The organism is Paenibacillus mucilaginosus 3016, from assembly GCF_000250655.1.
In the GTDB taxonomy this organism is placed as follows: domain Bacteria; phylum Bacillota; class Bacilli; order Paenibacillales; family NBRC-103111; genus Paenibacillus_G; species Paenibacillus_G mucilaginosus.
On record NC_016935.1, the window covers coordinates 2,336,767 to 2,358,774 of the forward strand.

General features: G+C 53.1%; 18 protein-coding genes. 9 read left to right on the forward strand and 9 right to left on the reverse strand.

What is annotated here, in order from left to right:
* Positions 1-19: 19 nt before the first annotated feature.
* The 7 genes from PM3016_RS39530 to PM3016_RS10430 all read right to left on the reverse strand — a co-directional run bounded on the left by PM3016_RS39530 (position 20) and on the right by PM3016_RS10430 (position 6,316).
* Positions 20-574: a hypothetical protein gene (locus PM3016_RS39530; RefSeq protein WP_238540488.1), complete on the reverse strand. Its 555-nt coding sequence runs from the start codon at positions 572-574 to the stop codon at positions 20-22.
* Between the two features lie 71 nt (positions 575-645).
* A complete protein-coding gene (locus PM3016_RS39535; protein WP_238540489.1) occupies positions 646-906 on the reverse strand; it encodes a hypothetical protein in 261 nt (86 codons plus the stop codon).
* Positions 875-1,843, reverse strand: a complete 969-nt coding sequence (locus tag PM3016_RS10410) for a helix-turn-helix domain-containing protein (protein ID WP_148279680.1) — start codon at positions 1,841-1,843, stop codon at positions 875-877. Before PM3016_RS10410 ends, PM3016_RS39535 begins: the two co-directional genes overlap by 32 nt.
* Before the next feature lie 42 nt (positions 1,844-1,885).
* Positions 1,886-2,644 carry a phytanoyl-CoA dioxygenase family protein gene (locus PM3016_RS10415; RefSeq protein WP_014369404.1) on the reverse strand — a complete coding sequence of 253 codons (759 nt, stop codon included), beginning with the start codon at positions 2,642-2,644 and terminating at the stop codon, positions 1,886-1,888.
* Positions 2,645-2,856: 212 nt separating this feature from the next.
* Positions 2,857-4,389 (reverse strand): extracellular solute-binding protein, encoded by a 1,533-nt coding sequence (locus PM3016_RS10420; protein ID WP_014369405.1) that lies wholly within the window; start codon positions 4,387-4,389, stop codon positions 2,857-2,859.
* 54 nt (positions 4,390-4,443) lie between these two features.
* Positions 4,444-5,322 (reverse strand): carbohydrate ABC transporter permease, encoded by an 879-nt coding sequence (locus PM3016_RS10425; protein WP_014369406.1) that lies wholly within the window; start codon positions 5,320-5,322, stop codon positions 4,444-4,446.
* 28 nt (positions 5,323-5,350) lie between these two features.
* The gene (locus tag PM3016_RS10430; protein WP_051045029.1) at positions 5,351-6,316 is read right to left on the reverse strand and encodes an ABC transporter permease; all 966 of its coding nucleotides are present in this window, start codon (positions 6,314-6,316) and stop codon (positions 5,351-5,353) included.
* A gap of 231 nt (positions 6,317-6,547) precedes the next feature.
* Here PM3016_RS10430 and PM3016_RS10435 point away from each other — a divergent pair, with 231 nt between their 5' ends.
* From PM3016_RS10435 to PM3016_RS10460, 6 genes are all read left to right on the forward strand, one after another.
* Complete coding sequence (locus tag PM3016_RS10435) at positions 6,548-8,830, forward strand: helix-turn-helix domain-containing protein (protein WP_014369408.1); 2,283 nt, start codon at positions 6,548-6,550, stop codon at positions 8,828-8,830.
* Positions 8,831-8,854: 24 nt separating this feature from the next.
* Positions 8,855-9,688 carry an AraC family transcriptional regulator gene (locus PM3016_RS10440; protein ID WP_014369409.1) on the forward strand — a complete coding sequence of 278 codons (834 nt, stop codon included), beginning with the start codon at positions 8,855-8,857 and terminating at the stop codon, positions 9,686-9,688.
* 108 nt (positions 9,689-9,796) lie between these two features.
* A complete protein-coding gene (locus tag PM3016_RS10445; RefSeq protein WP_014369410.1) occupies positions 9,797-10,921 on the forward strand; it encodes an amidohydrolase family protein in 1,125 nt (374 codons plus the stop codon).
* A 3-nt stretch (positions 10,922-10,924) separates the two neighbouring features.
* Positions 10,925-11,332 (forward strand): Rieske (2Fe-2S) protein, encoded by a 408-nt coding sequence (locus tag PM3016_RS10450; RefSeq protein ID WP_014369411.1) that lies wholly within the window; start codon positions 10,925-10,927, stop codon positions 11,330-11,332.
* Between the two features lie 106 nt (positions 11,333-11,438).
* On the forward strand, positions 11,439-12,854 hold the full coding sequence (locus tag PM3016_RS10455) for a glycoside hydrolase family 88 protein (protein WP_014369412.1): 1,416 nt from the start codon (positions 11,439-11,441) through the stop codon (positions 12,852-12,854).
* Positions 12,855-12,954: 100 nt separating this feature from the next.
* Positions 12,955-14,898, forward strand: a complete 1,944-nt coding sequence (locus PM3016_RS10460) for a glycoside hydrolase 5 family protein (RefSeq protein ID WP_014369413.1) — start codon at positions 12,955-12,957, stop codon at positions 14,896-14,898.
* 66 nt (positions 14,899-14,964) lie between these two features.
* Here the strand turns inward: PM3016_RS10460 and PM3016_RS10465 are convergent, their stop codons facing one another.
* Together PM3016_RS10465 and PM3016_RS10470 are read right to left on the reverse strand one after the other, a co-directional pair.
* On the reverse strand, positions 14,965-15,858 hold the full coding sequence (locus tag PM3016_RS10465) for a helix-turn-helix transcriptional regulator (protein WP_013915514.1): 894 nt from the start codon (positions 15,856-15,858) through the stop codon (positions 14,965-14,967).
* A 31-nt stretch (positions 15,859-15,889) separates the two neighbouring features.
* A complete protein-coding gene (locus PM3016_RS10470; protein ID WP_014650270.1) occupies positions 15,890-18,259 on the reverse strand; it encodes a helix-turn-helix domain-containing protein in 2,370 nt (789 codons plus the stop codon).
* Positions 18,260-18,519: 260 nt separating this feature from the next.
* Between PM3016_RS10470 and PM3016_RS10475 the strand changes: the two genes are divergently transcribed.
* Genes PM3016_RS10475 through PM3016_RS10485 form a run of 3 tightly spaced genes read left to right on the forward strand, consistent with a single transcriptional unit; the run spans position 18,520 to position 21,994 of the window.
* Entirely contained in the window at positions 18,520-19,485 is a 966-nt protein-coding gene (locus PM3016_RS10475) for an ABC transporter permease (RefSeq protein ID WP_013915516.1), read from the forward strand.
* A gap of 35 nt (positions 19,486-19,520) precedes the next feature.
* Entirely contained in the window at positions 19,521-20,390 is an 870-nt protein-coding gene (locus PM3016_RS10480; RefSeq protein WP_013915517.1) for a carbohydrate ABC transporter permease, read from the forward strand.
* 53 nt (positions 20,391-20,443) lie between these two features.
* Positions 20,444-21,994 carry an extracellular solute-binding protein gene (locus PM3016_RS10485; RefSeq protein ID WP_013915518.1) on the forward strand — a complete coding sequence of 517 codons (1,551 nt, stop codon included), beginning with the start codon at positions 20,444-20,446 and terminating at the stop codon, positions 21,992-21,994.
* Positions 21,995-22,008 lie beyond the last annotated feature (14 nt).

Consider the following 22,008-nt stretch of genomic DNA (forward strand, 5'->3'; position numbering starts at 1 on the left):
TGGAGTACGGTCCGATAAGTCAATTATTTCGCAGTGCCCTGTGCCATGCCTCTTCCATCAGGGACTTCAGTACAAGCGCCTGCTCCCAGCGGTTTGATATTTCACTGCCGTAATTATCCATGGTAATCGCATAGGAAGGCGGACCAAGCTCAGCGACAAATGGAAGTACGTCACCAGGCTGAGCCTCCTGCAGCCAGCTCCGAATTCCCTTCTCCCACCATCGCATGAAGCGTGTCGTCATGGGATGGGCTGCGTCATGTCCAATATCCACTTGAATTTGCTGTCCGTTGGAAACACGGGCATGTAAGGCTGAAGTCCGATTCAGCAGGATATCGAAGAAAGGCTCGGCCTGCTCGGATTCATCCACCATTTCACCGGCAAGAACATAGTGGGACAAGTCAATGGTTAACCGAAGCTCCGGAATCGCATGAACATAATCCACCGTACGATGCAGATCCTGCGTGATCCGGCCTCGGTGAGTCTCTACAAAGTAAGGGATACCCGCCGCCGCAGCCTCTTCGACCAGCTCGTTTAATAAATCAATAGCTTGACTACCGATCTTAAAGGAATTCATGACCTGCGAATTGACGTACTGGACGCCGAAGCTTTTGGCTTCTCTCAGGACGGGAGGCAAGGTCGTCGCGTTTAGGCCGGGAAGGAATGGATGCCAAAGCTGAAGCCGTATTCCTCCAGCAGCTGATGCCAGCGTTCCGACTCTTCAGGCTGGGGTAGAGAGCCGAGGATTCCCGCAAATCCCGCTTTGGCGATGTTCTCAAACTTTTCCTCCAGGGTCCATTCACGGTCACCGTTTCCAAGGCCGATCATGGCCCACCATGACTGCTGTAAGTCCAGACGCGGCGGCTTTTTTGACCCATCATTCACACGGGAGAGCGGTTGATTTAGCATCTTTAGAAAACTCCTCTTGATTTACTATGCCTGCATAGCTTTCTCTGCGTATTTCACTCGGTGTTTTTCCGGTATGACGCCTGATGGTGCGGGCGAAATGATACGAGCTTTTGAATCCGACCTGTTCAGCGATCTCTCCAATATGCAGCCCGGTGCTGCTGATCAGCGCCAAGCCCTGCTTCACTCTATAGGACCATAGGTACTGGATAGGCGTCATATGCTGATCCCGCCGAAATAAGCGGATCAGGTGCTCGGGTGTTCTGTGCACAGCCTTGGCCAAGTCATCGAGAGACAGTTCCTCTGCAAAACGTTGGTGTATGATCTCCTTGGCCTGCACAACCGCCGGATGTTGGGTCTCATTCGCATGAAGACGCTCACATTCCGCTATGTACAGCAGGATGGCCGATTCCCCCAGTGATTTCATGAGTTCTTCTTCAGGAGCGGTTCCACTGTTCAGTAGAGAGTATACCATGCTGCACAGCGAGTCCATATGTTCCGATAGGGGGATGGAGAAGGGAAGCTCATCAAGCCGCTGCAGAACGGCGGAGTCTGCTGCTTCCACATGGACGGCTATCCACCGATGCCAGGTTTCCCGTTTCGGATCGAAGAAAAAATGCTCGGTGCGTCCTGGCTTGAGAAGCGCTGTATGTCCGCTGGGGACACTGTAGTTTTTCCCGTCGATTTCAACGGACATGGAGCCGGAGTGCAGCAGCACGAGCTGGAGATCCTGCTGGACCCGCGGACCATAGGTCCCTCCGGGACCATACACGACCGTTCCTGCAGAGGCGCCTGTCGTAAGATAAACGGCTTCGCCGTCCTTCAAGGACGGTCCGCGTTGATTAAAAATATCAGATGCCGGAAATGAACCTCGGTGAGTTTTACTTTCTGATATTTCAACAAAAGACGGATTAGGATCCGTCTCTGTCCGTATATGCATGTCGAGTTCACGCCCTCGCAGCAGGATTTGGCTTTTATCCTATTATACGAGAGAGATCTTGCGTTTTAAATCCTCCCGCTCAATCGTGGAGTCGTGGCGGATGTAATGGCATACATAAGACCGTCTCCAGCGTTCCGAGCGGTTGCGTGTTGAAGAATGAATCAGCAGGCTGTCGAAAATGAGAATGTCTCCTTTGTCCAGAACAACAGGAACCTCCTGCGTCAGATCAATGCCTTCCACCTCATCCGTCCACGCTTCATGCTCCTGCAGGTTCTTGACGGCTCCATGAGGCAGCATCCCCAGCTTGTGAGTCCCGGGGATGACCCACAGGCAGCCGTTCTCTTCGTTGATATATTCCATGGCGACCCATGCTGCCGTCAATGTATTTGGCTCGTTGCGGATGTAATAATAGTCCTGGTGCGCCGCCTGTCCCGGAGAGCCGGGCTCCTTGTAGAAATACATGCTCTGAACCCCGCAAGCCTCATCTCCCAATACTTGCGCGAGCGCGCCGCGCACGATGGGAAGCTTCATCATTTGAAGAGAGAAACCGTCATGAAGATGAGGATTGAACAGGCGAATGGAGAAGCGCTCCTGATCGCTGACCTCTTCCTTTCCTTTTCTCGGTTTTGCCCATTCTTCCATCACATCAGCCGAGCGAATGGTGTAGATATGGGCGTTATAGGCATCAATCAAGTCATCGCTGCAGCCGTTCTTCAGGATGAGGTACCCATTTTTATGATACTGATCTACTTGTTCCTCGCTTAGCGGCGAGAGCCTCTTGGTTTGGGTTTGAATCTCCATATTTAAATCCTCCCTATGTATATAATGAAGAATGAGAAGCACCTGCATCTTCATTCTAAGGGATCCAATCATTGACTTAAATGCACGAGTTACACTTCATTTGTGTCTCCAATTGATAATTCGCCTGTCCGGAGCCTCGGCGAGTTATACATTGCAAGAGAAAAGAACCTTCGCACCACAGATCGTGGTTGAAGGCTCTCCCGTTCACCCTATTACTTCTGCTTATAAGCTTCGTTGATTTCCTGGGTAATCTTTGTAAAGGTGGCGTCCGCTTTCAGCTTGGCTGTGAACTCATCCCAGGCGGCGAGGGACTCCTTCCCCATAATGACCTTGGTCTTCATATCCTGAATCTTCTTGTTGAGGTCCGGTCCTGCGGTCAGTGCCGTTTGCGATATGAGGCCGTAAGCGGGGTCCGGTACGCTGATGGCTTCACGCTCGTCGATAATCTTCTTGTTGCGGTCGTAGAATTCCTTGGGGATTCCGTTGTAATAAGCACGGGCATACATGTCATATTTTTGGAAAATTTGCAGCAGGTTATTCGTCGTATCGGCAACGTTATCCGCCTTCGCCTGCTCGGTTGCAATCTTGAAGCCGTCCTTGACGGTGTAATGCTTGTCTGGGAAGCCAAAGCCTGCTAAATCGCCTATTTCCTCGCTGTACGCTTGATCCATGAAGGCCAGGATTTTCTTCATCTTGGCTTCGGGAACGGTTTTAGGAATGACATACATTCCGAATACGCCGGAGTCACGGCCTGCAAACTTCCTGCCGCTCGGCCCCATGAGATATGGAAGCGGGTAGGAGTCGCCCTTCGGATCGATCTTGCGGATCGCGTCCGTGAACAGCCACTGAGGATTAATCGCCACGCCCAGTACCCCGGCCTTGCTGCCCATATACTGTTCACGAGATTGCGAATTTTTAAGTACCGGGAAATCGGGCACGAGCACTTTCTCTTCGTAAGCTTTCTTCAACCACTCGAGTGCCTGGCGTTCTGAGGGCTCGAGCACGACGGGGGTAAGCTGTCCGTTCACCAGCTTGTAGCTTCCCGGCACTTCATTGAATACGTTCTCGACCCAACCGAGAGAGCCCATGTTGTCGGAGGCCACTTCCCCGACCAGCCCGATGGTATCGGCTTTTCCATTGCCGTCAGGGTCCTTGTGGGTAAAGGCCTGCAGCACTTGGTACAGATCATCCATCGTCTCCGGTACGGGAAGTCCCAGGTTATCGAGCCAATCCTTGCGCACATGGGCTCCCCAAGATCCTTCGAGAGGCCGGGGGCGCGGAATTCCATAGTTTTTGCCTTGAATCTTTGCGTTATCCCAGATCGCCTGGGGCAGAGCACTAAAGTTTTTGTAGTCCTTGATATAAGGAGTAAGATCCCAAAACGCACCGGAAGCAGCCATCTGCACCACTTGGGAATCAAATACATTGCTCACATAGGTAAGCTCCGGGATATCGCCGGAAGCCAGCATCACCTTGGTTTTCTCCGTAAGGGTGTTGAATGGCACCCAGGTAATATTCAGCTTGGTATTCGTTTTCTTCATGATTTCCTGGAAGATGGGGTTCGCAGGATCGACCGCCTGTGCCCCCTGCTGATTGGTGAAGATGGAGATTTCCGTAGGCGCTCCGGATGCGTCGGCGGCAGCCCCATTGTCGGGGTTGCCTTCACTCCCGCTGCTGCAGGCGGCGAGCAGTGAGCTGAGTGCAAGCAGGGATGCGGCGGAGAGAGCAATCGTTTTTGTTTTCATCTGAGGTAACCTCCCGATTGTATTGTAGCATATAGAGGCAGGTGGAGGATCCGGCTAGCCTTTGATCGACCCCACCATGACGCCCTTGGCAAAATGCTTTTGCAGTAACGGATAAACCAGCAGGATGGGGCCGGTCGAGATCATGATGGCAGCCATTTTGAGGGTGTCGGTCGGAATCTGGATTTCGCCGGACAGCTGGTTGGCGAACTCTCCGGAGGAGGAGCTCGAGTTGTCGATGAGCAGCTGCTGCAGCACGATCTGCAGTGGACGAAGGTCCGGTTTGTTGATATAGAGCACGGCGAAGAAGAAGGTATTCCAGTAGGCTACCGCATAGAAGAGTCCGAAGGCGGCGAGGGAAGGCAGAGACAGCGGCAGAATGATTCGCCAGAAGATGCCTATATCCGATGCCCCGTCAATCTTGGCGGCTTCTTCGAGCTCATCGGGGATGCTCTCGAAAAAGCCTTTCATTAAGATCACGTACCAGCCGCTGGTCAGCACCGGTAAGATCAGAGCCCAGATGCTGTTAATCAGGTGGAGTTCCCTCACCAGCAGGTACGGTGGAATGAGTCCCGGGTTAAACAGCGTGGTCATTAAAATCAGAATTAACAGAGTTCTGCGGCCCTGAAGGCGTTTGCGGGACAGTGCATAAGCGCCTCCGGCGGTTACGAGCAAGCTGAGTGCAGTGCCTGCGGTTGCCAGGAATGCGCTTACACCTGTTGCCTTAATAAACACATTATTCGAGAGCAGGTAGCGGTAGGAGGTCAGTGTCCACTGCTCGGGCAGCAGAACGAGACCTTTGCGCAAATATTCGACCGGCGAAGTGAACGAAACGACGAACACATAGTAGAACGGGAACAGCATGAGCAGGCCGATCAGCACCAGAGCTGCGATAATGGCACCGTCGAATAAGCGATCAGTTGTACTGCGGATCATAGGGTCTCCTCCTTACAGCGGGGCAGCATCAGTAGACGCCGTCCTCGCCGAATTTTTTGGCAAGTCGGTTGGTGATGACGACGAGAATTACTCCCACGATCGATTTGAACAGCCCTACAGCGGTACTATAGCTGAATTGAGCCTGTTGAATTCCGCTGCGGTAGACATAGGTGTCGAACACATCGGCTACATTGGATACAGCCCCGTTCATCATCAGATACACCTGCTCGAAGCCGACGTCCATCATGTGTCCTACACGCAGGATCAGCAGAATGATAATGACATTGCGGATGGCCGGCAGTGTTACGTGCCACATCTGGCGCAGTCTTCCGGCACCGTCGATACGAGCCGCTTCATACTGCTGCGGATCGACTGAAGTGATGGCGGCCAGGAAGATGACCGTGCCCCAACCCGCTTCCTTCCATATAGATTGGAAGGTGAGCAGGAGCCAGAATACGCTCTCATTGGTCAGAAAGTCGAATTTGGCGAATCCTGCTGCAGCCAGCAGCTTGTTGATGATGCCGTCGGAAGTGGAAAGCAGCAGATACGTAATGCCGGCGATGACCACCCAGGACAGGAAATGGGGCAGATAGATGATGGACTGAATGGTACGTTTGATCCATTCCCTGCGGGCCTCATTAAGCATGAGGGACAGCAGGATGGGAAGAGGGAAAAATAGGGCAAGGTTCAAAAAATTGATCGCCAGGGTGTTCCTCAGCAGCAGAATGAACGCTTCATTGGAGAAGAAACGGTAAAAGTGCTCCAGACCAACCCATTCGCTCTTCATGAAGCCAACAAAGGGAGTGTAGTTTTTGAAGGCAATCAGTACGCCCCACATCGGAACGTATTTGAAGATCAGAAAGTAGAGCAGCATGGGAGAGGCAATAAGATACAGGGCGCGGTCTCTGATCAGACCCCGGCCTATGGTTTTAAGTCTGCTCCTTTGATTCGTGTGTGGAGCCGCTGTTCTGTTTTGCTGTACTTGCAGATCCATTTCCATCCAGGCCACCTCGCTTATTCTTTAGATATTCTGAGCTTACGGTCCGGCTGTATTTCCTGCAATTGAACAATGATTCCACAGCCTTTTCCACCGGTTGTACTCTTCTCCCGAAGATATTTCCGGGGATTGCACATTCATTCCGGCCGTGAATTCCCTTTTGCCTTCCTGCCCGGGTATGTACTATGATGAGGAAGGAAAGCGATTACGCGGCGAAGGGTGAGGCGAATGTGGAAACAGAGGGATGGGCACAAAAGGTTTATTATCGCTGTCGTCAGTGCCTGTCTTCCGGCTGCGATCATTGGCATCCTCGTCTATGTGCTTGGTACGAGAAGTATCGAGGCAGAGGTTAACAAATCGCGTCAAAACCAGGTTGCTTATGCAACGGAGCGGATCGACAGCAATCTGACACATCTGGAATCTTCCATTGCACAGTGGTCCTTCAAGCTCTCCCTCGGCACCACCTTCGGACGGCTGGATTTGGGCAATGATTATAATGATGTTCAAACCCTCTATCAATCCCTTACCTGGGTAAAGGCGTCTGATCCACTAATTGAGGAGGTATCTCTGTACCTGGACCGGCAGGAAGTGCTCATCCGGGATACGACGGGGATTGTAAAGATTACCTCACCCGGCGAGCTCGCCTACTACAAGGAGCTGTCAGCCAGACAGAGGGACATTTACTGGGCGGAACGCTATACCCAAACAACGAATTCCGCTCCTTATATGCTCGTGCTCCGGCTGCCGGGAGGGCTCGTGCAGTCTGAAGCGGTGCTGCTGGTGGAAGTGAGCGCCAAGCAGATCGACCGGCTGATTGGGGAGCTCGAGTCCGGAGGGACCGGGGCAGCGCTGCTGATGCAGCAGGATGGCAAACCGATCTCGCTGGGACGGCGAAAGGTGTCAGAGCCGTCTGAGCTCGACAGCCTGCTCGCCGAATCGGCAGCGGCGATGCAGGGACAGGCCGGTACGATCCTCACCTCATGGAAGGGCGATACGTACTCCTTTTCCTATGCGGGCATGAAGCGGATTGGCAGTATATGGAGCGTAGCCTCTGCTGTACCGCTGGCACATATGACACAGCCCGTTCAGACAATGTCACGCATCATCCTCGGGATCAGCTGCCTTGGGCTCATGCTTGCGGTGCTGCTGTCCTGGTTGGCGTACCGCCAAATGCATGAGCCGTTCCGCCGGCTCGCCCACCAGCTGACGGGCAAACCGAGCAGGGCGGCTAACGTTCTCGAAGATATCGCCAGCGAGTGGCAAAACCTCAGCCGGGAGAGCCGAAACCTGCAGGAGAGGATCGACCGGCAGCTGCCGACGCTGCGCGAGAGCTTCCTGCTGCAGCTGGTACAGGGACACTTATATTATTTGCAGGAAGATGAGCTGGTCCAGAGAATGGAGCAGTATGGCTGGGATGTGCGGGACCGTGTATTTGCCGCCATGGTCCTGCAGGTGCACGGATTGTATGGGAATGAAGGACGTTTCTCGGCCAGAGATGAGCAGCTGGTTACCTTCTCGGCGGCCAATGTTGCAGAGGAGCTGACTGGTGGCATGGGGCTCGAGGCCAGCGTTATCAATTTTCAGGATCTTACGGTAGGTCTGCTCCTGCGCTTTCCGGTGGAGTCGGGGCAGGAAGGACAGATGTCCATGCTCTATCCCTTGGCAGAAGAGCTGACCTCTACGCTGCATAGCCTTCTGAAGGTTGAAATCACCGTCTGTGTAGGCAATTCGACCCGGACGCTGCGTGAACTCCCGCAGTTGTTTGATGATGCCCGCAGCGCGCTGAGTCATCGCATGCTGGGTGAACCCCAGCAGATTCTCGTCGTCGAGGAAGTCATGCCGGCGGGACCCGAGGCGATTACCTATCCGTTCGAGACGGAGAAAGCGCTGCTGCACGCGGTGAAGATGGGGCTGGATGAAGAGGCGGACGAGCTGCTGGACCATTACACTGCGCAGCTCAAAGCGTTGGCCGGCAAGGAGATCGAAGTTCGGCTGGGGCTGCTGCAGCTGTGCGGGAATGTGCAGCACACCATGATGCAGGGGGGCTATAATCCCCTTGCGCTTACCGGCGGAACAGTTCTTTGGGAAGAACTTGCGGACGTGCGCGATCCGCTGGCTATAGTCGACTGGCTGAAGCAGCGGCTGCTGCGGCCCTACATGAGTAAGCTGCACGGCTCGCAGAACCGGCAGTTGAAACAGCTGGTGGAGAAGGTGCTGGAGACCATTCATGCCAGCTACATGAATGATATCTCGCTGGAATACTGCGCGGATCTGCACGGAACCTATTCCAAACGGCTGAGCATCGGGTTCAAGCAGGTGACAGGGCAGACCTTCATCGACTATTTGACCCGGTATCGGCTGGGACAGGCCAAGCAGCTGCTGACGGAAACGGATGAGACCATAGGCGAGATCGCGCTGAAGGTAGGCTACCAGCCGCCCTATTTCAACCGGCTGTTCAAAAAGTATGAAGGCGTGACACCGGGTCAGTACAGGGAGCAGCAGGGACGTTAGGATAGACGGAAGGAGGGGTCTGAATTGGATTATGAGTTTTTGAATGGCTTCAGTCCGAAGCTGCTCGATGTAGTGGTACGGGATGCGGCCTTCTGGGCTCAATCGGATTACCGTCTGCTGCGGGAGCGGACCCGTCTTCATATTCTGGCCTTCGTGCATCGGGGCGAGGGGACGCTGAGTGTCGACGGAAAGGAGTGGCGGCTGCGTCCTCATACTTTATTTCAGGTATGGCCCGGCCAGCGTATGCAGATCGAAACTTCACGGGAGCAGCCGGTCTGTTTTTACTCCGTTCATTACCAATACGGTCTCCTGCAGTGGGAGGGAGTTAAGGCCCAGTGGCGGGAGGCCGAGGGACCGCTGCCCTTCGGGGATCTGCTCGCGTGTATGGGCAGTCCGGAGCTCCACGAAGTGTTCGAACGCATGTACAGGGTCTGGGGCGGCAAGGACGCGGGGTACGAGTGGGATGTGAAGGTCCGATTTCTGGAGGCCGTGCGGCTCGCGGCTGCCGGCAGCGTGATGAGCAGATCCGCAGAGGATGCGGATGGGGCCGCAGCCGTGCGGGAGGCAATCTCCTACATGAAAACGCATTATCAGCAGGAGCTATCCCGTGATCTCATGGCACAGCATGTGGGTCTATCTCCCGCATATTTCTCCAGTTTATTCAAAAAGCAGACGGGGACCTCACCCATCCGGTATTTGAATCGGCTCCGGCTGGACCGTGCCAAGCAGCTTCTCCGGCAGAGTGGAATGCCGGTAAAACAGGTCTCGGAGGAGGTCGGGTTCCTGGATTCGTTCTATTTTACACGACTGTTTACGAAGGAAACGGGCATGTCTCCACGGGAATACCGTAAGGCTTGATCATCGAACAAAAATCCAGATATATCGAAGGATTCTGCATGTACGACAGGTCCTTTTTCTTTTATCATGAAGCCAAGAACAACATGAAAAAAGAAGGGGCTGCAGCATATGGAACTTCAGGATGATGTAAATAAGAAGCCGCGTATGATTGATGCGGATGTGCATAATGCGATAGGGAAGGCGCAGGATCTGCTGCCTTATTTGCCGAAGGCCTGGCATGATCAGTGGCTGGCGGTAGGACCCGGCTATGGCGGAGGCTGGTATTCGCCCATTGGGGTCATGCGCAAGGATGCGGCCCAGCCAGACGGTGGAGTACCCGGCAGCGATCCCCAGTTCATGCTGAAGCATCACTTTGAGAAGTGGGGCATTGATTATGGGGTTCTCACGGGCTCCGGCATTCTGGGCGTTTCCCTGAATCCGGATCCGGACTTTGGCAATGCGGTGGCCAGTGCATACAATGATTGGCTTGTGGAAACGTGGCTTAAGGCATCTCCCGTATTCAAGGGCTCGATACTCGTGAATCATGCGGACCCTCAGGCGGCAGCGCAGGAGATTGACCGGATGGCCAACAACAAGGACATGGTGCAGGTCATTATGTGCAGCGGTTCACGCATGCTCTACGGGCAGCGGTTCTTCCACCCGATCTATGAAGCGGCGGAGCGCAACGGACTGCCGGTGGCCGTGCATCCGGGAACGGAAGGCCGTGGAATCGCCGGTGCGCCGACGCCGTCCGGTTACCCGACCAGGTACATGGAATGGCATAATATTTTGCCGATCAATTACATGGCTCATGTGAACAGTCTGGTCTGTGAAGGCGTGTTCGAGAAGTTCCCGGGGCTGAAATTCGTTGCCATCGAAGGAGGAATTGCCTGGGCGCCCCACCTCATGTGGCGGATGGACAAGAACTACAAGGCGCTGCGTGACCAGGTGCCTTGGCTGAAGCGGCTGCCATCGGAATACATTCGGCAGCATGTGTACTTCACGACGCAGCCGATCGAAGAGCCGGATCGTCCGGAGCAGTTAAATCAGATTCTCGATATGGTGGGAGCCGACCATGCGGTGATGTTCTCGTCCGATTACCCCCACTGGGACTTCGACAACCCTAAGGTCGTGCTGCAGCCGATCCGCCGGGAGCTGCGTCAGAAAATTTTGTGCGACAATGCCATGAACTTGTACAGGCTGTTTGAGCGGTCGTCACCTGCCGGCGCGGCTCTCATTCGAGAGGAGGCGTAACCCATGGCGCTGGAAAAACAGCAGAGTGCGAACCTAAGCACAGGCAGGGCCGCAGGAAAGACCAGATACCGGGTATGCTCCGTTCAGGATGTGCCTGAGGGTGGACGCCTGATCGTGACGGTGAAAAACATGGAGCTCGGCATTTTCCATACCGGCGGACAGTGGTATGCCTGGCGCAACGTCTGTCCCCATGCCGCGGCTCCGGTCTGCGAAGGTGTGGTCTGCGGAACCCGGCTGCCGTCCATGGTATATGAATATGAATACGGCCGTGATCGCGAGGTACTCCGCTGCCCATGGCACGGATGGGAGTTCGACCTGCTTACGGGCAAGCATTTGGCCGATGAGAGCGGAATGAAGCTGCGCGGCTTCGAAGTCGAGATTGACGGTGGAGAAGTCTACGTTCTCACCTAATGGGTTGATCGATATAAAAGGCCTTTCCCCTGGCAGATAAATTTCTTCCGGGGCAGGGCTTCTTCCATTTCTAAATCCGGGTGGAAACCGTTGGAGGAGAGATCACGTGACAGCGAAAATAGGGATGGTGCAGGTAACGGCAGCGCAGGCTGTACTGCCGGCAGGAAAACGGATTCCCGCAGGGTGGAATGCTGCAGCAGTAGGCCCGGGAGCAGCCCGGACCCAGATCGCTTGGCATCTCGGGCGTGTAAGCGGAAGAGCACGGCTGCGGCTGAGCGCTGCGGTGGATATTCGTGAGGAGAAGCTGATCGAGGTTAGGTTGGGAGATTCCGGTGAGCGTATAGGATGCTTCGATATCCGGTTTGCAAATGTATTTCAGCCGCATGAGATCAGACTGACAGAGAAGCAGGCGCAGGCGGCTGTACAGGAAGGTATAGAGCTGCAGCTCGTGCAGGGAAAAGAGCCGTTCTGGTTCCTCACGGAAGCACCACGGGGGCTGGAAACGGAGGCTGATCTGCTGCTCCCCCATCTGCTGTGCGAAGAGAGGCTGGAGGGGAGTCCGCTCCAGCATTTCTATAAGACCATGGCTTCGGTCTCTTCCATCCAGCCGTTCGGCTGGATGGAAGGCTGTGTGCTGGACGGACTGCTCGATCTGCATGAGGCATGCCAGGAGGAGGCATTCCGCTCTGCTGCAGCCACGCACATCCGGTTATTTCAGGGTGAAGATGGCAGGCTGTCCTACGAAAATCCGCGAAGCGAGCCTGTCGAGCATACCGTGTACGGTATGGAGGGAACGCTGCCGTTCGCGGGGATGATGAGGTTGTGGGGACAACATCCCTTGATAGAGCCCGCACTGAACTTCTGGAGAGAATCCCAGGATCAACAGGGGCACATTCTGGACGGAGGCATGCTGTCCGCCGAAGGAAGCTATACGGTAGCTTATCCGATGGCCTTGGCGGCCCGGTTCTATGAAGGGAACTGGAGAACCCTGGCTCTGAAGCAGCTGAAGGTTCGGGCCGAGCGGTTGGTCGTGGATGGACAGCTGTACCTGCGGCTGCATGAGGATGGCAGCCGCAGCTTCAAAAATTGGGCACGGGCGCATGCCTGGTATTTGCTGGGCCTCGTACGAACCTTGGACGCCCTGGGGCACGGTGAGGATACAGCCGAGCACGAGCGGGAGCTTGAACGCGCCCTGAAGGCGGCGCTGGCCTGGCAGCGGGCAGACGGATTATGGAGCGTGTTCATTGACCAGCCTGCCGGACGGGCTGATGCGTCCGGCTCGGCGGGCATCGCTGCGGCTGCTGCCCTGGCGGTTCGAGGCGGTTGGTTCAGCATGAATGACCTGCAGCGGCTCTTTCGCACCCGTGACGCGCTGGTTGGATCTCTGACCCCGGATGGCATTCTGCCCGGCGTGGCACAGGGGAATAAGGGAGGAGTGGAGCTGCAGCAGGGGGACTACCGGGTCATGTCGCAGATGGGCATGGGACTCCTGGGGCAGCTGCTGGCTGCACTCCCAGAATAATAGAATTGTTATACTTTCATGCTGTTTTCTGATATCCCTCATCCCTCCCGCGATGTAAGCTAAAGACAAGATTTTATCCGCAATCAACGGAGGTTTACAGATGCAGCAGAAGCTTTTTCCTTTATCAAGTCCTTTTTTCATCGGCACGAATTATTGGGCTTCGCACGCGGGAACGGCGATGTGGTCCGATTGGCGTCCGGAAGTAGTAGAGCAGGATCTGCAGAGGTTGTCCGAAGCAGGCCTGGAGGTGCTGAGGGTATTTCCCTTGTGGCCGGATTTTCAGCCGATTGATCAGCTATACGGCGGATCAGGTCAACCTATGGGCTGCCGGCACGGCGAGCAGCGGCTGAGTGATGATGCGGCCGGACGCGCAGGGGTATCTACCCTCATGATGGGTCGGTTCGCCGAGTTTCTGGCTATCGCTTCGAAACATGGTTTCAAGGTTATTGTCGGCCTGATCACGGGCTGGATGAGCGGACGCCTATTCGTTCCGAATGCCTTGAAGGGCAAGTCGATCCTAACAGACCCGGATGCCATACGCTGGCAAATCCGGTTTGTGAAATATTTTATCAGTCAGACCCGGTCCGAGGAGAGTATTATTGCGTGGGATCTTGGAAATGAATGCAACTGTATGGGAGAAGTGGCGTCTCGGGAAGAGGCCTGGATGTGGACATCGTCCATCTCGAATGCGATCAAATCCACAGACAGCACCAGACCGCTCATTTCGGGAATGCACAGCCTTACGCCAACCGGGAAATGGACGATGCAGGATCAGGGTGAGCTGACCGATATTCTGACGACGCATCCTTACCCTTTCTGGACCCCGTACCTTGATTATGACCCGATCAACACGGTCCGCCCTATTCTCCACGCTGCAGCTGAGAGCCTGTTCTACGGTCAGATCGGTGAGAAGCCTTGTTTCGCCGAAGAGCAGGGGACCATGGGACCCATGGTCTGCAGCGAACAGGTCGCTGCGGCCTTCGGCAGAGCGAGCATGCTGACGCAGTGGGCTCATGGACTTCCCGGCCTGCTCTGGTGGTGCGCGAACGATCAGACCAAGCTGATGACGGCTCCGTATGATTGGGTGGCTTGTGAAGGAGAGCTCGGACTGATGACGGAGGAGGGGCGCGTGAAGCCGGTTCTGCAGGAGCTGGGAAGGCTGAAGCGCATGATTGCGGAGCTGCCGTTCGGGGAGCTGCCGGAGAGAACGGTGGAAGCCGTCTGCATCCTGAACAGCGGGCAGGATCACTGGGCGGCGGCTCTCGGCTCCTTTCTCCTCGCCAAGCAGGCGGGATTCGACCTGAACTTTCAGTTCGAGGACCAGCCCATCCGGGATTCCGAGCTGTACCTGCTGCCCTGCGTGAGTGGTGTCAATGGTGTTCCGAAGCAGCGGTGGGAAGAACTGCTGCATAAGGTTCGGGAGGGAGCGGCGCTATACCTTTCGGTTGAGGACGGGTACCTGCTGAATTTCGCGGAGCTGACAGGGCTAACCGTGGAGAACCGCAGCCGCCGTGCGAAGGAAACCGAAGTGTCCTTTGAAGGGGCGGTTGGAGAAGTGCGGATCCCGCTCGCCTCTCCCTTCAGGCTGGAATACCGTGCGGATCAGGCAGAAGTACTGGGGAGAGAGACGGCGGACGGCAATGTGGCCTTCTCCAAAGCGTCATACGGCAGGGGGACCGTTTATTTCTTCTCCCTGCCTGTCGAGCTGGAGATGACCCGCCGTGCCGAAACGGCATACCGGCCTGACGAGATTCCCTACTGGAGCGTATATGAGCTGATCTCCAGAGAGCAGCGAAGCAAGCGGGCTACAGCGGCTCTCGATCCGTTCGTTGGTGTAACGGAGCATAAAATGGGTGAGCACACGATAGTGGCTGTGCTCATCAACTATTCACCGGATGCAAGAACCACAGAGCTGACGGTTCGGGAGGACTGGACCTTGGAGAAAGCCTATTACGGCGCTTTTCCGGAGTCAGCCGGTTCCGGCACCTATAAGGTGGCACTGCCTCCGAATGAGGCCATTGTCCTCGAATTGGGCAGACAGTAGCCGAATGAACAGGAAGAAGCAGGGAGCAGCCTCGGCTGGTTCCTGCTTCTTTTCCGTTTCCTTGATTCACCGCTTCAGGAGCCTCTTCCGATATTGATGCGGGGAGATGCCCTTGGTGCGCTTGAACTGCTCAATGAAATAACTGGAGGCGCTGAAGCCTGTCTCCTGTGCGATCTCCGCAATGCTCTTCCCGGGATCGATCAGCAGCTGCTCCGCCTTGCGTATCCTTACGAAGTTCACATATTTGGTCAGCGGGGTATGCATCACGCTCTTGAACAGCTTCGCGAGGTGGCTGTAGCTCATGAGACTGACATGCGACAAGTCGGAAGCGCTGATCTCTTCCTGATAATGGTCATCGATGTACCGCAGAACCTCCCGGATGGCGTCCAGCTTGCCCGGATGCACGGGGTGCATTGACAGGAGGGAGCCTGCCAGGAGCTGATGGGAGTGGTGGCGGAGAATCCAGTGCATCAGTCGGTATATATGGGAGGTGACGCTGAGCTCATACCCGCTGCCCGCCTCGGTGTATTCTTCCAGGGTGTTCGAGAACTGCTCACTCAGCCAGCCTGATTCCTCTGGGCAGTGGATTACCTTCCGGTGCGGACTCACAGCGGCCCTGTACGGCATCAGGTACCGCAGCTCAAACGCCAGGCTGGGCATGGGGCTCAGCAGCTCGGCATCGAATCCGATGATGATATGCTGTGACGGGATCCCGCTGTCGACGGTCACGGAATGCACCTCACAGGGATACATCAGCAGAAGATCGCCCTCGTGGATCTCGAGTTCTTCGCCATGAGTCCGAACCCTGGCCGTGCCGTCCTTCATATACAGCAGCTCCATATGATAGTGCCAGTGGGGATCAATATGATAGCCCTCCGACGTCGTGATCACCTGCCCTGCATAAAAGGGCTTTTCCGGGCCGCCGGTTTGATTTTTGTTGCTTTCAAAGTAAGGTTTCAAAGGTAATGCCTTCCTTCAACAGAGGAGCTGATCAATGATGGTTATCCCGGTACTGGGAAGGTGTAACCCCTTCGGATTTCTTGAACACCCGGTTAAACCAGGAGTGCTGGTAGCCGACCCTCTCGGCAATCTCGCTGATTTTCAGGTCCGTTTCCAGCAGGAGCTTTTTGGATGCATCGATGCGAATCTTTGTTACATAGTCCACATAGTTGATTCCTTTGATCTGCTTGAAGGTCTTGCTCAGTGAGGAGCTGTTGAGGCCGAGCAGATCTGCACATTCCTCTAGTGATAAATCGGTCATGTACCGCTCTTCAATGAGCCGTACCACTTTCTCTACCGTCTGCGTCTGATGGGCTTGATACGTTTGATTCATCTCGCTAACATACGGCGAGATGATGCTGTTTTTGAACCATCGAAGCATCTCCGCCGTTTGTCTCAGCTGCGAAATCTCTTCATATAAGTTCTGCCCTTGATGGAAATGATACACATTGAAACCGGCCTGGAGCAGGGCGTTATTCACGTTGCCGACCAGCTGTGTCATCGCCTGCTGCAGGTATAGCTCCACGCCGGCGTTGTGGTTCAGCTCGGCAATGAATTCCTCCGCAATCCGGAAAGCGTCCTCTTCTTGTCCAAGCCGGATGGCATGAATGAGCTCCTTTTCAATCTCGAATGGATAATGGAATGTGAAGTCGCCGGACAGGAAGAGGGAATCCATGTCAATAATCTGATTGGCCTCGAGCAGCTTCCGATAGCGCAGGGTATGACGGGCTTCCTCCATCAAGTCGGAAATACGTCCAAGCTCCGTGCTCAGCTGACCGATACATACGGTTACCTGGACTTTGAGAATGGAACTAAGCGTCGAAATTATCTCCTGGGACAGCTGGCCCATCTCTTTTTTGATTTCATTGGCAGGTACCGTGGAAGGCAGTCCAATGACGATCCCGACAAACAGGTCCTGGAAGTTTATCACATAGGCCTGCTGCATGTGCAGTTGAGTCAGCTCATTCACGATATTAGCCGCCGCAAAGGTGACCAGCTGCTCATCATCCTCTTTGAATTTTCCTTCGGCAGAAGAAAGTCCTATCAGCTGCAGAGCAATGACAGTATACTGCTGGTCCTCTGTTTCCCAACCATAGTAAGCGATTCTCGATCTTAATTCTTCCTCCTCGAGATAATACAGACGGCCTTGTACCAGCTGCAGCATGAAGCCTTCCCGAAGGGTAGGCAGCTGTTCTTCAACCTTGGTTTGAAGAACATGACTTTCACGGGACAGGGCGTGCCACTCTTTTTCAATGTATTTCAGTTCGTCGCCGTTCACGATACCCTTGTCAGACTTATCTCCCGTAATGGCGCCAATCAACCGGGCAATGGGTTGGTAGATTCGATGTGAGGCAAACCAGGAGAGAACAAAAGCTGTCAGGATGCCGGCCATGCTAATGGAAATGATCAGACGGGACATCATAATGACGGGACCTGATATGGTAGAGAGATCTGATGACGTCGCAAAGATCCATTCGGAGCCTAATCGGGACAAAGTATAGTAGGAAACAGAATATGTAGTCCCTTGAAACTTGTACAGGAAGGTGTCCTGTTTCCGATCGCTCAAGCGCTTTTGGATCTCGCTTTGAAGCGTATTTTTCAGGACAGTCTTTTCCTCGGTCAGCTGGTTTTCCTGAATTAACAAATCCCCCTCTTCGTCCACCAGAAAGGATACTCCCGCATCATTTAATTCGTGGAAATACGAACTGATCTTGGATTTATCAAGTCTGACCATGAGGGCGCCATACTTTTCAGAAACATCGCCAGGGAGCTTATGTACCAGGCTGTACATGAAGTCCTTTTGATGCACAGGGTTGTCTGTAATCCCCGGCAGAGGGATGGATTTGGTCCAAAAGATCGATTTCTGTGTTCTCATTAACTCACTGAATTCGTCGTAGTTCTTCAGTTCATTCTCCCGAATAGCTGTTACGCCATTCGAGCTGCTGATCAAGGTCTTGCTATCATGAATGTAAAGATACACCTCGGATATGAGAGGATTGGTCTCCTGCAAGATCAGCATCGTTTTCAGCATGTCCCGGGTGAAGTCCACTTCCTGCGCGAAATCCATGGTTTTCAAGCGGTCGTTGAACATCGGGTTGAAGGCCCACTGGGAGAGCCTGACCTCGAGCTGGGTTAACTGATCTTCAAGCTGCCTGGATATTTGCGTCAGTCTCAATTGATGTGTCTTATTGACTTCGCTTTCAATACGGTTCACACCTACAAAGTACAAACTAAAACCAATGAAGGTCGTAGGCAAACAGGTAATAAGCAGAACAATAATCAGGCTTTTTCTGAAGAAGACGGAATGCACGGAGGAGCTCCTTGCGCGTTTTTTATATAAATCCGCCATTCGCTCGAGCATGAAAAACACCATCCCAAATCGTACGTTTTCGTTAATTAACTATATACTCCCTTAGTGTGCTCTGCAACAATAGTTCAACGTTTAACTAAGTTTCCGGCCTTAAGACTTTTTTGAAAGTCCGGCTTTATATCGGAAAATCCCAGGAAGTATAGGGCTCAGCCGTCTTCAATTAACTCCTATTGTAGGAAAGCCGTCAGGGCCATAAAGTTAGGGCATAAACCAAAGTGCTTAGTAAATGAGAATGTGAAGGAGAGGCAGCGATGACTATGATGAAAGAGAATCTTCTTGCAGCTAAACCGTTGGCGAAGCCGCGGAATAAGCGCAGGAAGAAGTGGCAGGCACTCAAACGGGACAGGTACTTGTATTTGTTAGGTCTGCCTGGCATCTTGTGCTTGATTATTTTTAAATATATCCCCATGTGGGGTGTGCTCATTGCCTTCCAGGATTACTCGCCGTTTAAGGGTCTTCTGGGCAGTGAATGGGTCGGACTGGAGAATTTCAGAGTCTTCTTCGAAAATCCGGATTTCCCGATGCTTCTCAGGAATACGATTGCCATAAATGTAATGAGTCTCGTATTTTTCTTCCCGGTTCCCATTATTTTATCCCTCATGATGAATGAAGTACGCAATGAGCTGTTCAAACGTACGATTCAGTCGATTGTGTATCTGCCGCACTTTCTTTCCTGGGTTATCATCGCCGGTCTTACCTTTACCTTATTTGCCACGGGCGAAGGCTTGGTCAACAAAATCTTGATTCAACTGGGTTACGAAGGAGTACAGTGGCTGACAACGCCTAATTATTTTTGGGCTTTCCTGACGGGTCAGAGCGTATGGAAAGAAGCAGGGTGGGGAACTGTGATCTTCCTCGCTGCCATGGCCAATGTCGATCCACAGCTCTATGAAGCTGCACGCATGGATGGGGCGAGCCGTCTGCGTCAAATGTGGAACATTACCATTCCGGCAATCCAGAACGTGATCATCATCCTGTTGATCCTGAAGCTGGGACATATTATGGACGTTGGTTTCGAACAGGTATTCCTCCTGCAAAATGCGGCAGTGTCTGAAGTAGCGGATGTATTCGATACGTATATTTATCGTGTAGGGATTAGACAGTCCGAGTTCAGCTACACGACGGCCGTAGGGTTGTTTAAAGCAGCGATCGGCCTGATGCTGGTTATTATCTCCAATAAACTTGTGAAAAAAGCAGGTGGCGAAGGGTTTTATTGAGAACTTACAAAGCCATATGAACAGGAGTGTTATCCTTGAGAGAATCATTGGGTGATCGCATATTTTCAACGGTGAATGTCATTATATTAGCAATACTTGGGATCGCTTCGCTCTTTCCCTTCTATTATGTGGTCGTGGTTTCGTTCACATCCCCGAGCGATTATACGGGAAGCAGCTTGATTCTGTATCCCAAATCATTTTCGCTGGCAGCCTATGAGTACATCTTCTCTACCAATACCTTCATCAAGTCGCTGGGAGTCAGTGCTTATCTCGCTATAGTGGGCACGCTGCTCAGTTTGATGGTTTCCGCGGCATTCGGCTATATGATCTCACGCAAGAGACTGTTTGGCCGCAAGCCGCTTACCGTAGCTTTAATCATTACCATCTTGTTCAGCCCGGGTATTATTCCGAATTACCTGCTTATTAAAGATTTGGGGCTCATGAACAGTTTATGGTCCATTATTTTGCCGGGTCTTCTCAGCGGATGGAATGCACTGCTGCTCAAAACGTTCTTTGACGGAATTCCCGAAAGCCTGGAGGAGTCCGCCTACATTGATGGTGCCAATGATCTAAGGATTTTCTTCCAGATCATCCTGCCGCTCTCACTTCCGGCATTGGCCGCTTTTGGACTGTTCTTCGCTGTAGCCTATTGGAACACGTTCTTCACCGCGATACTCTATATTACGGATCCGGATCAGAGGCCGCTCCAAGTCCTGCTGCAGGGAATGCTCGTCCAGTCGGAGACGGGAATTGCCGATCCGAGTGCCGCCGCCGAGCAGTCGGTTCCACCGGATACCATTAAGATGGCAGCTGTCGTGGTTGCCACGGTACCAATCCTGTTGGTGTATCCATTCCTGCAGAAGCATTTCGCCAAGGGAGTTATGCTTGGCTCAGTCAAGGGATGATATCATATAGTAAAGGGCATTACTTGCATGGAAAAAAGGGAGGAATCACAGAAATGAAAAAGAAACTAGTCACCGTTATTTCCGCATCCTTACTATTAAGCAGCACGCTGGCAGCTTGTGGGGAAAAGGAGGAAGCGTCTTCAGCTTCTCCCGATGGCTCAAAGTCGTCGGCACCTGCCGAGTTTAATATCACAACTATTAACTACAGTCCGGAAGCGGCTGCTAACGATAACCCGATAGAGCTCGAGATGGAAAAACGTACGAATACCAAGGTGAATATAACGTATTTGCCAAGCAATAACTATATGGACAAATTTAAGGTGATGCTGGCATCAGGGGAAATTCCTGACGTTTTACTGACAACCTCGATCTATGATCCATCGGTTCTAAATGCCATCCAGGATGGAGTATTTTGGGATTTGACTCCCTATCTGAAAGATTACCCCAACCTGCAGAACAATTACCCGAAGGAAAGCTACGAGAATACCAAGATCGATGGTAAAATTTACGGCCTGCCCCGTCCTCGTCCTTTGGTCGGTGGTGCCGCATTCCCGGCTCTTCGCCAGGACTGGCTGGACAAGCTCGGACTTAAAGTGCCGGAAACGATGGATGAACTCTACACTGTACTGAAAGCCTTTGCCGAGCAGGATCCCGATGGAAACGGCAAAAAAGATACCTACGGATTCACGGGCAGTGTGGCAGAAGGCTGGATGGATCAGCTCAGCTTTGTTGAAGATACCTTCAATGGCTTCAATAATATGATTCTGAGTATGGAAGGGAAACCAACCGAATACAGAGATTTCTCACCGGCCACTCGTGAGGCGCTGCTATGGATTCATCGTGCCTATAAAGAAGGTGTGCTGGCACCTGACTTTGCCATCATCAAACAGTCGCAAGTATTGGATATGATGAAGCAGGGTAAAGTCGGGATGATTCCTACTGCGATGGATGCGAGTAAAATAGGGGACATGGTGGGGACGCTGAGAAAAACAGTTCCAGCTGCGGGCCTTGTACATGTGCCCTACCTGATTACTCCATCATCAGGGAAAAAATATGCGACAAAAGAAGGCGGTTTCTTCGGAAACTACCTGATCTCCAAGAAAGTACCCGAAGAAAAGTTGAAACAAATCCTGGCATTCTTTGACTACGGTGCTACGCCGGAGGGGATGGAGCTGGCGAACTTCGGGCTCAAGGATGTTCACTATACCGTTCAAGATGGCAAGAAAGTAACTACGGAAGAGTATAAGAAAATCGCTGCGGCTTCCATTGTGAATGTTTGGACATTGGTCGATCCTTACAGCCGTGTTCAGCAAGCTTCCACGGACTATCCGAAAGAGTATCTGGAGCGCGATAAGAAAGTCGTCGATGAGCGGCTGAAGCATGGTGTGTTCATCAACAATAATGGTGTTATGTCTGAGACCGAAATTAAATTCGGTTCCGAGATTGCCAAAAAGCTTCAGGACAAGAAGATTAAGGTAATCATGGGCAAAGAGCCGATCGAAGCCTGGGATAAATTGATTGAGCAGATGAAGAATGATGCGAACGTGAAAAAGATCCTTGCCGAAAGAGAAGCAAGCTACAAAGCCATATTCGGTGGAAAGTAATTTCGTTGAGTAGG

Coding starts and splice junctions, on each gene's coding strand:
- PM3016_RS39530 (WP_238540488.1), bottom strand. CDS start 574: ATGAATTCCTTTAAGATCGGTAGTCAAGCTATTGATTTATTAAACGAG.
- PM3016_RS39535 (WP_238540489.1), bottom strand. CDS start 906: ATGCTAAATCAACCGCTCTCCCGTGTGAATGATGGGTCAAAAAAGCCG.
- PM3016_RS10410 (WP_148279680.1), bottom strand. CDS start 1,843: ATGCATATACGGACAGAGACGGATCCTAATCCGTCTTTTGTTGAAATA.
- PM3016_RS10415 (WP_014369404.1), bottom strand. CDS start 2,644: ATGGAGATTCAAACCCAAACCAAGAGGCTCTCGCCGCTAAGCGAGGAA.
- PM3016_RS10420 (WP_014369405.1), bottom strand. CDS start 4,389: ATGAAAACAAAAACGATTGCTCTCTCCGCCGCATCCCTGCTTGCACTC.
- PM3016_RS10425 (WP_014369406.1), bottom strand. CDS start 5,322: ATGATCCGCAGTACAACTGATCGCTTATTCGACGGTGCCATTATCGCA.
- PM3016_RS10430 (WP_051045029.1), bottom strand. CDS start 6,316: ATGGATCTGCAAGTACAGCAAAACAGAACAGCGGCTCCACACACGAAT.
- PM3016_RS10435 (WP_014369408.1), top strand. CDS start 6,548: ATGTGGAAACAGAGGGATGGGCACAAAAGGTTTATTATCGCTGTCGTC.
- PM3016_RS10445 (WP_014369410.1), top strand. CDS start 9,797: ATGGAACTTCAGGATGATGTAAATAAGAAGCCGCGTATGATTGATGCG.
- PM3016_RS10450 (WP_014369411.1), top strand. CDS start 10,925: ATGGCGCTGGAAAAACAGCAGAGTGCGAACCTAAGCACAGGCAGGGCC.
- PM3016_RS10460 (WP_014369413.1), top strand. CDS start 12,955: ATGCAGCAGAAGCTTTTTCCTTTATCAAGTCCTTTTTTCATCGGCACG.
- PM3016_RS10470 (WP_014650270.1), bottom strand. CDS start 18,259: ATGCTCGAGCGAATGGCGGATTTATATAAAAAACGCGCAAGGAGCTCC.
- PM3016_RS10475 (WP_013915516.1), top strand. CDS start 18,520: ATGACTATGATGAAAGAGAATCTTCTTGCAGCTAAACCGTTGGCGAAG.
- PM3016_RS10485 (WP_013915518.1), top strand. CDS start 20,444: ATGAAAAAGAAACTAGTCACCGTTATTTCCGCATCCTTACTATTAAGC.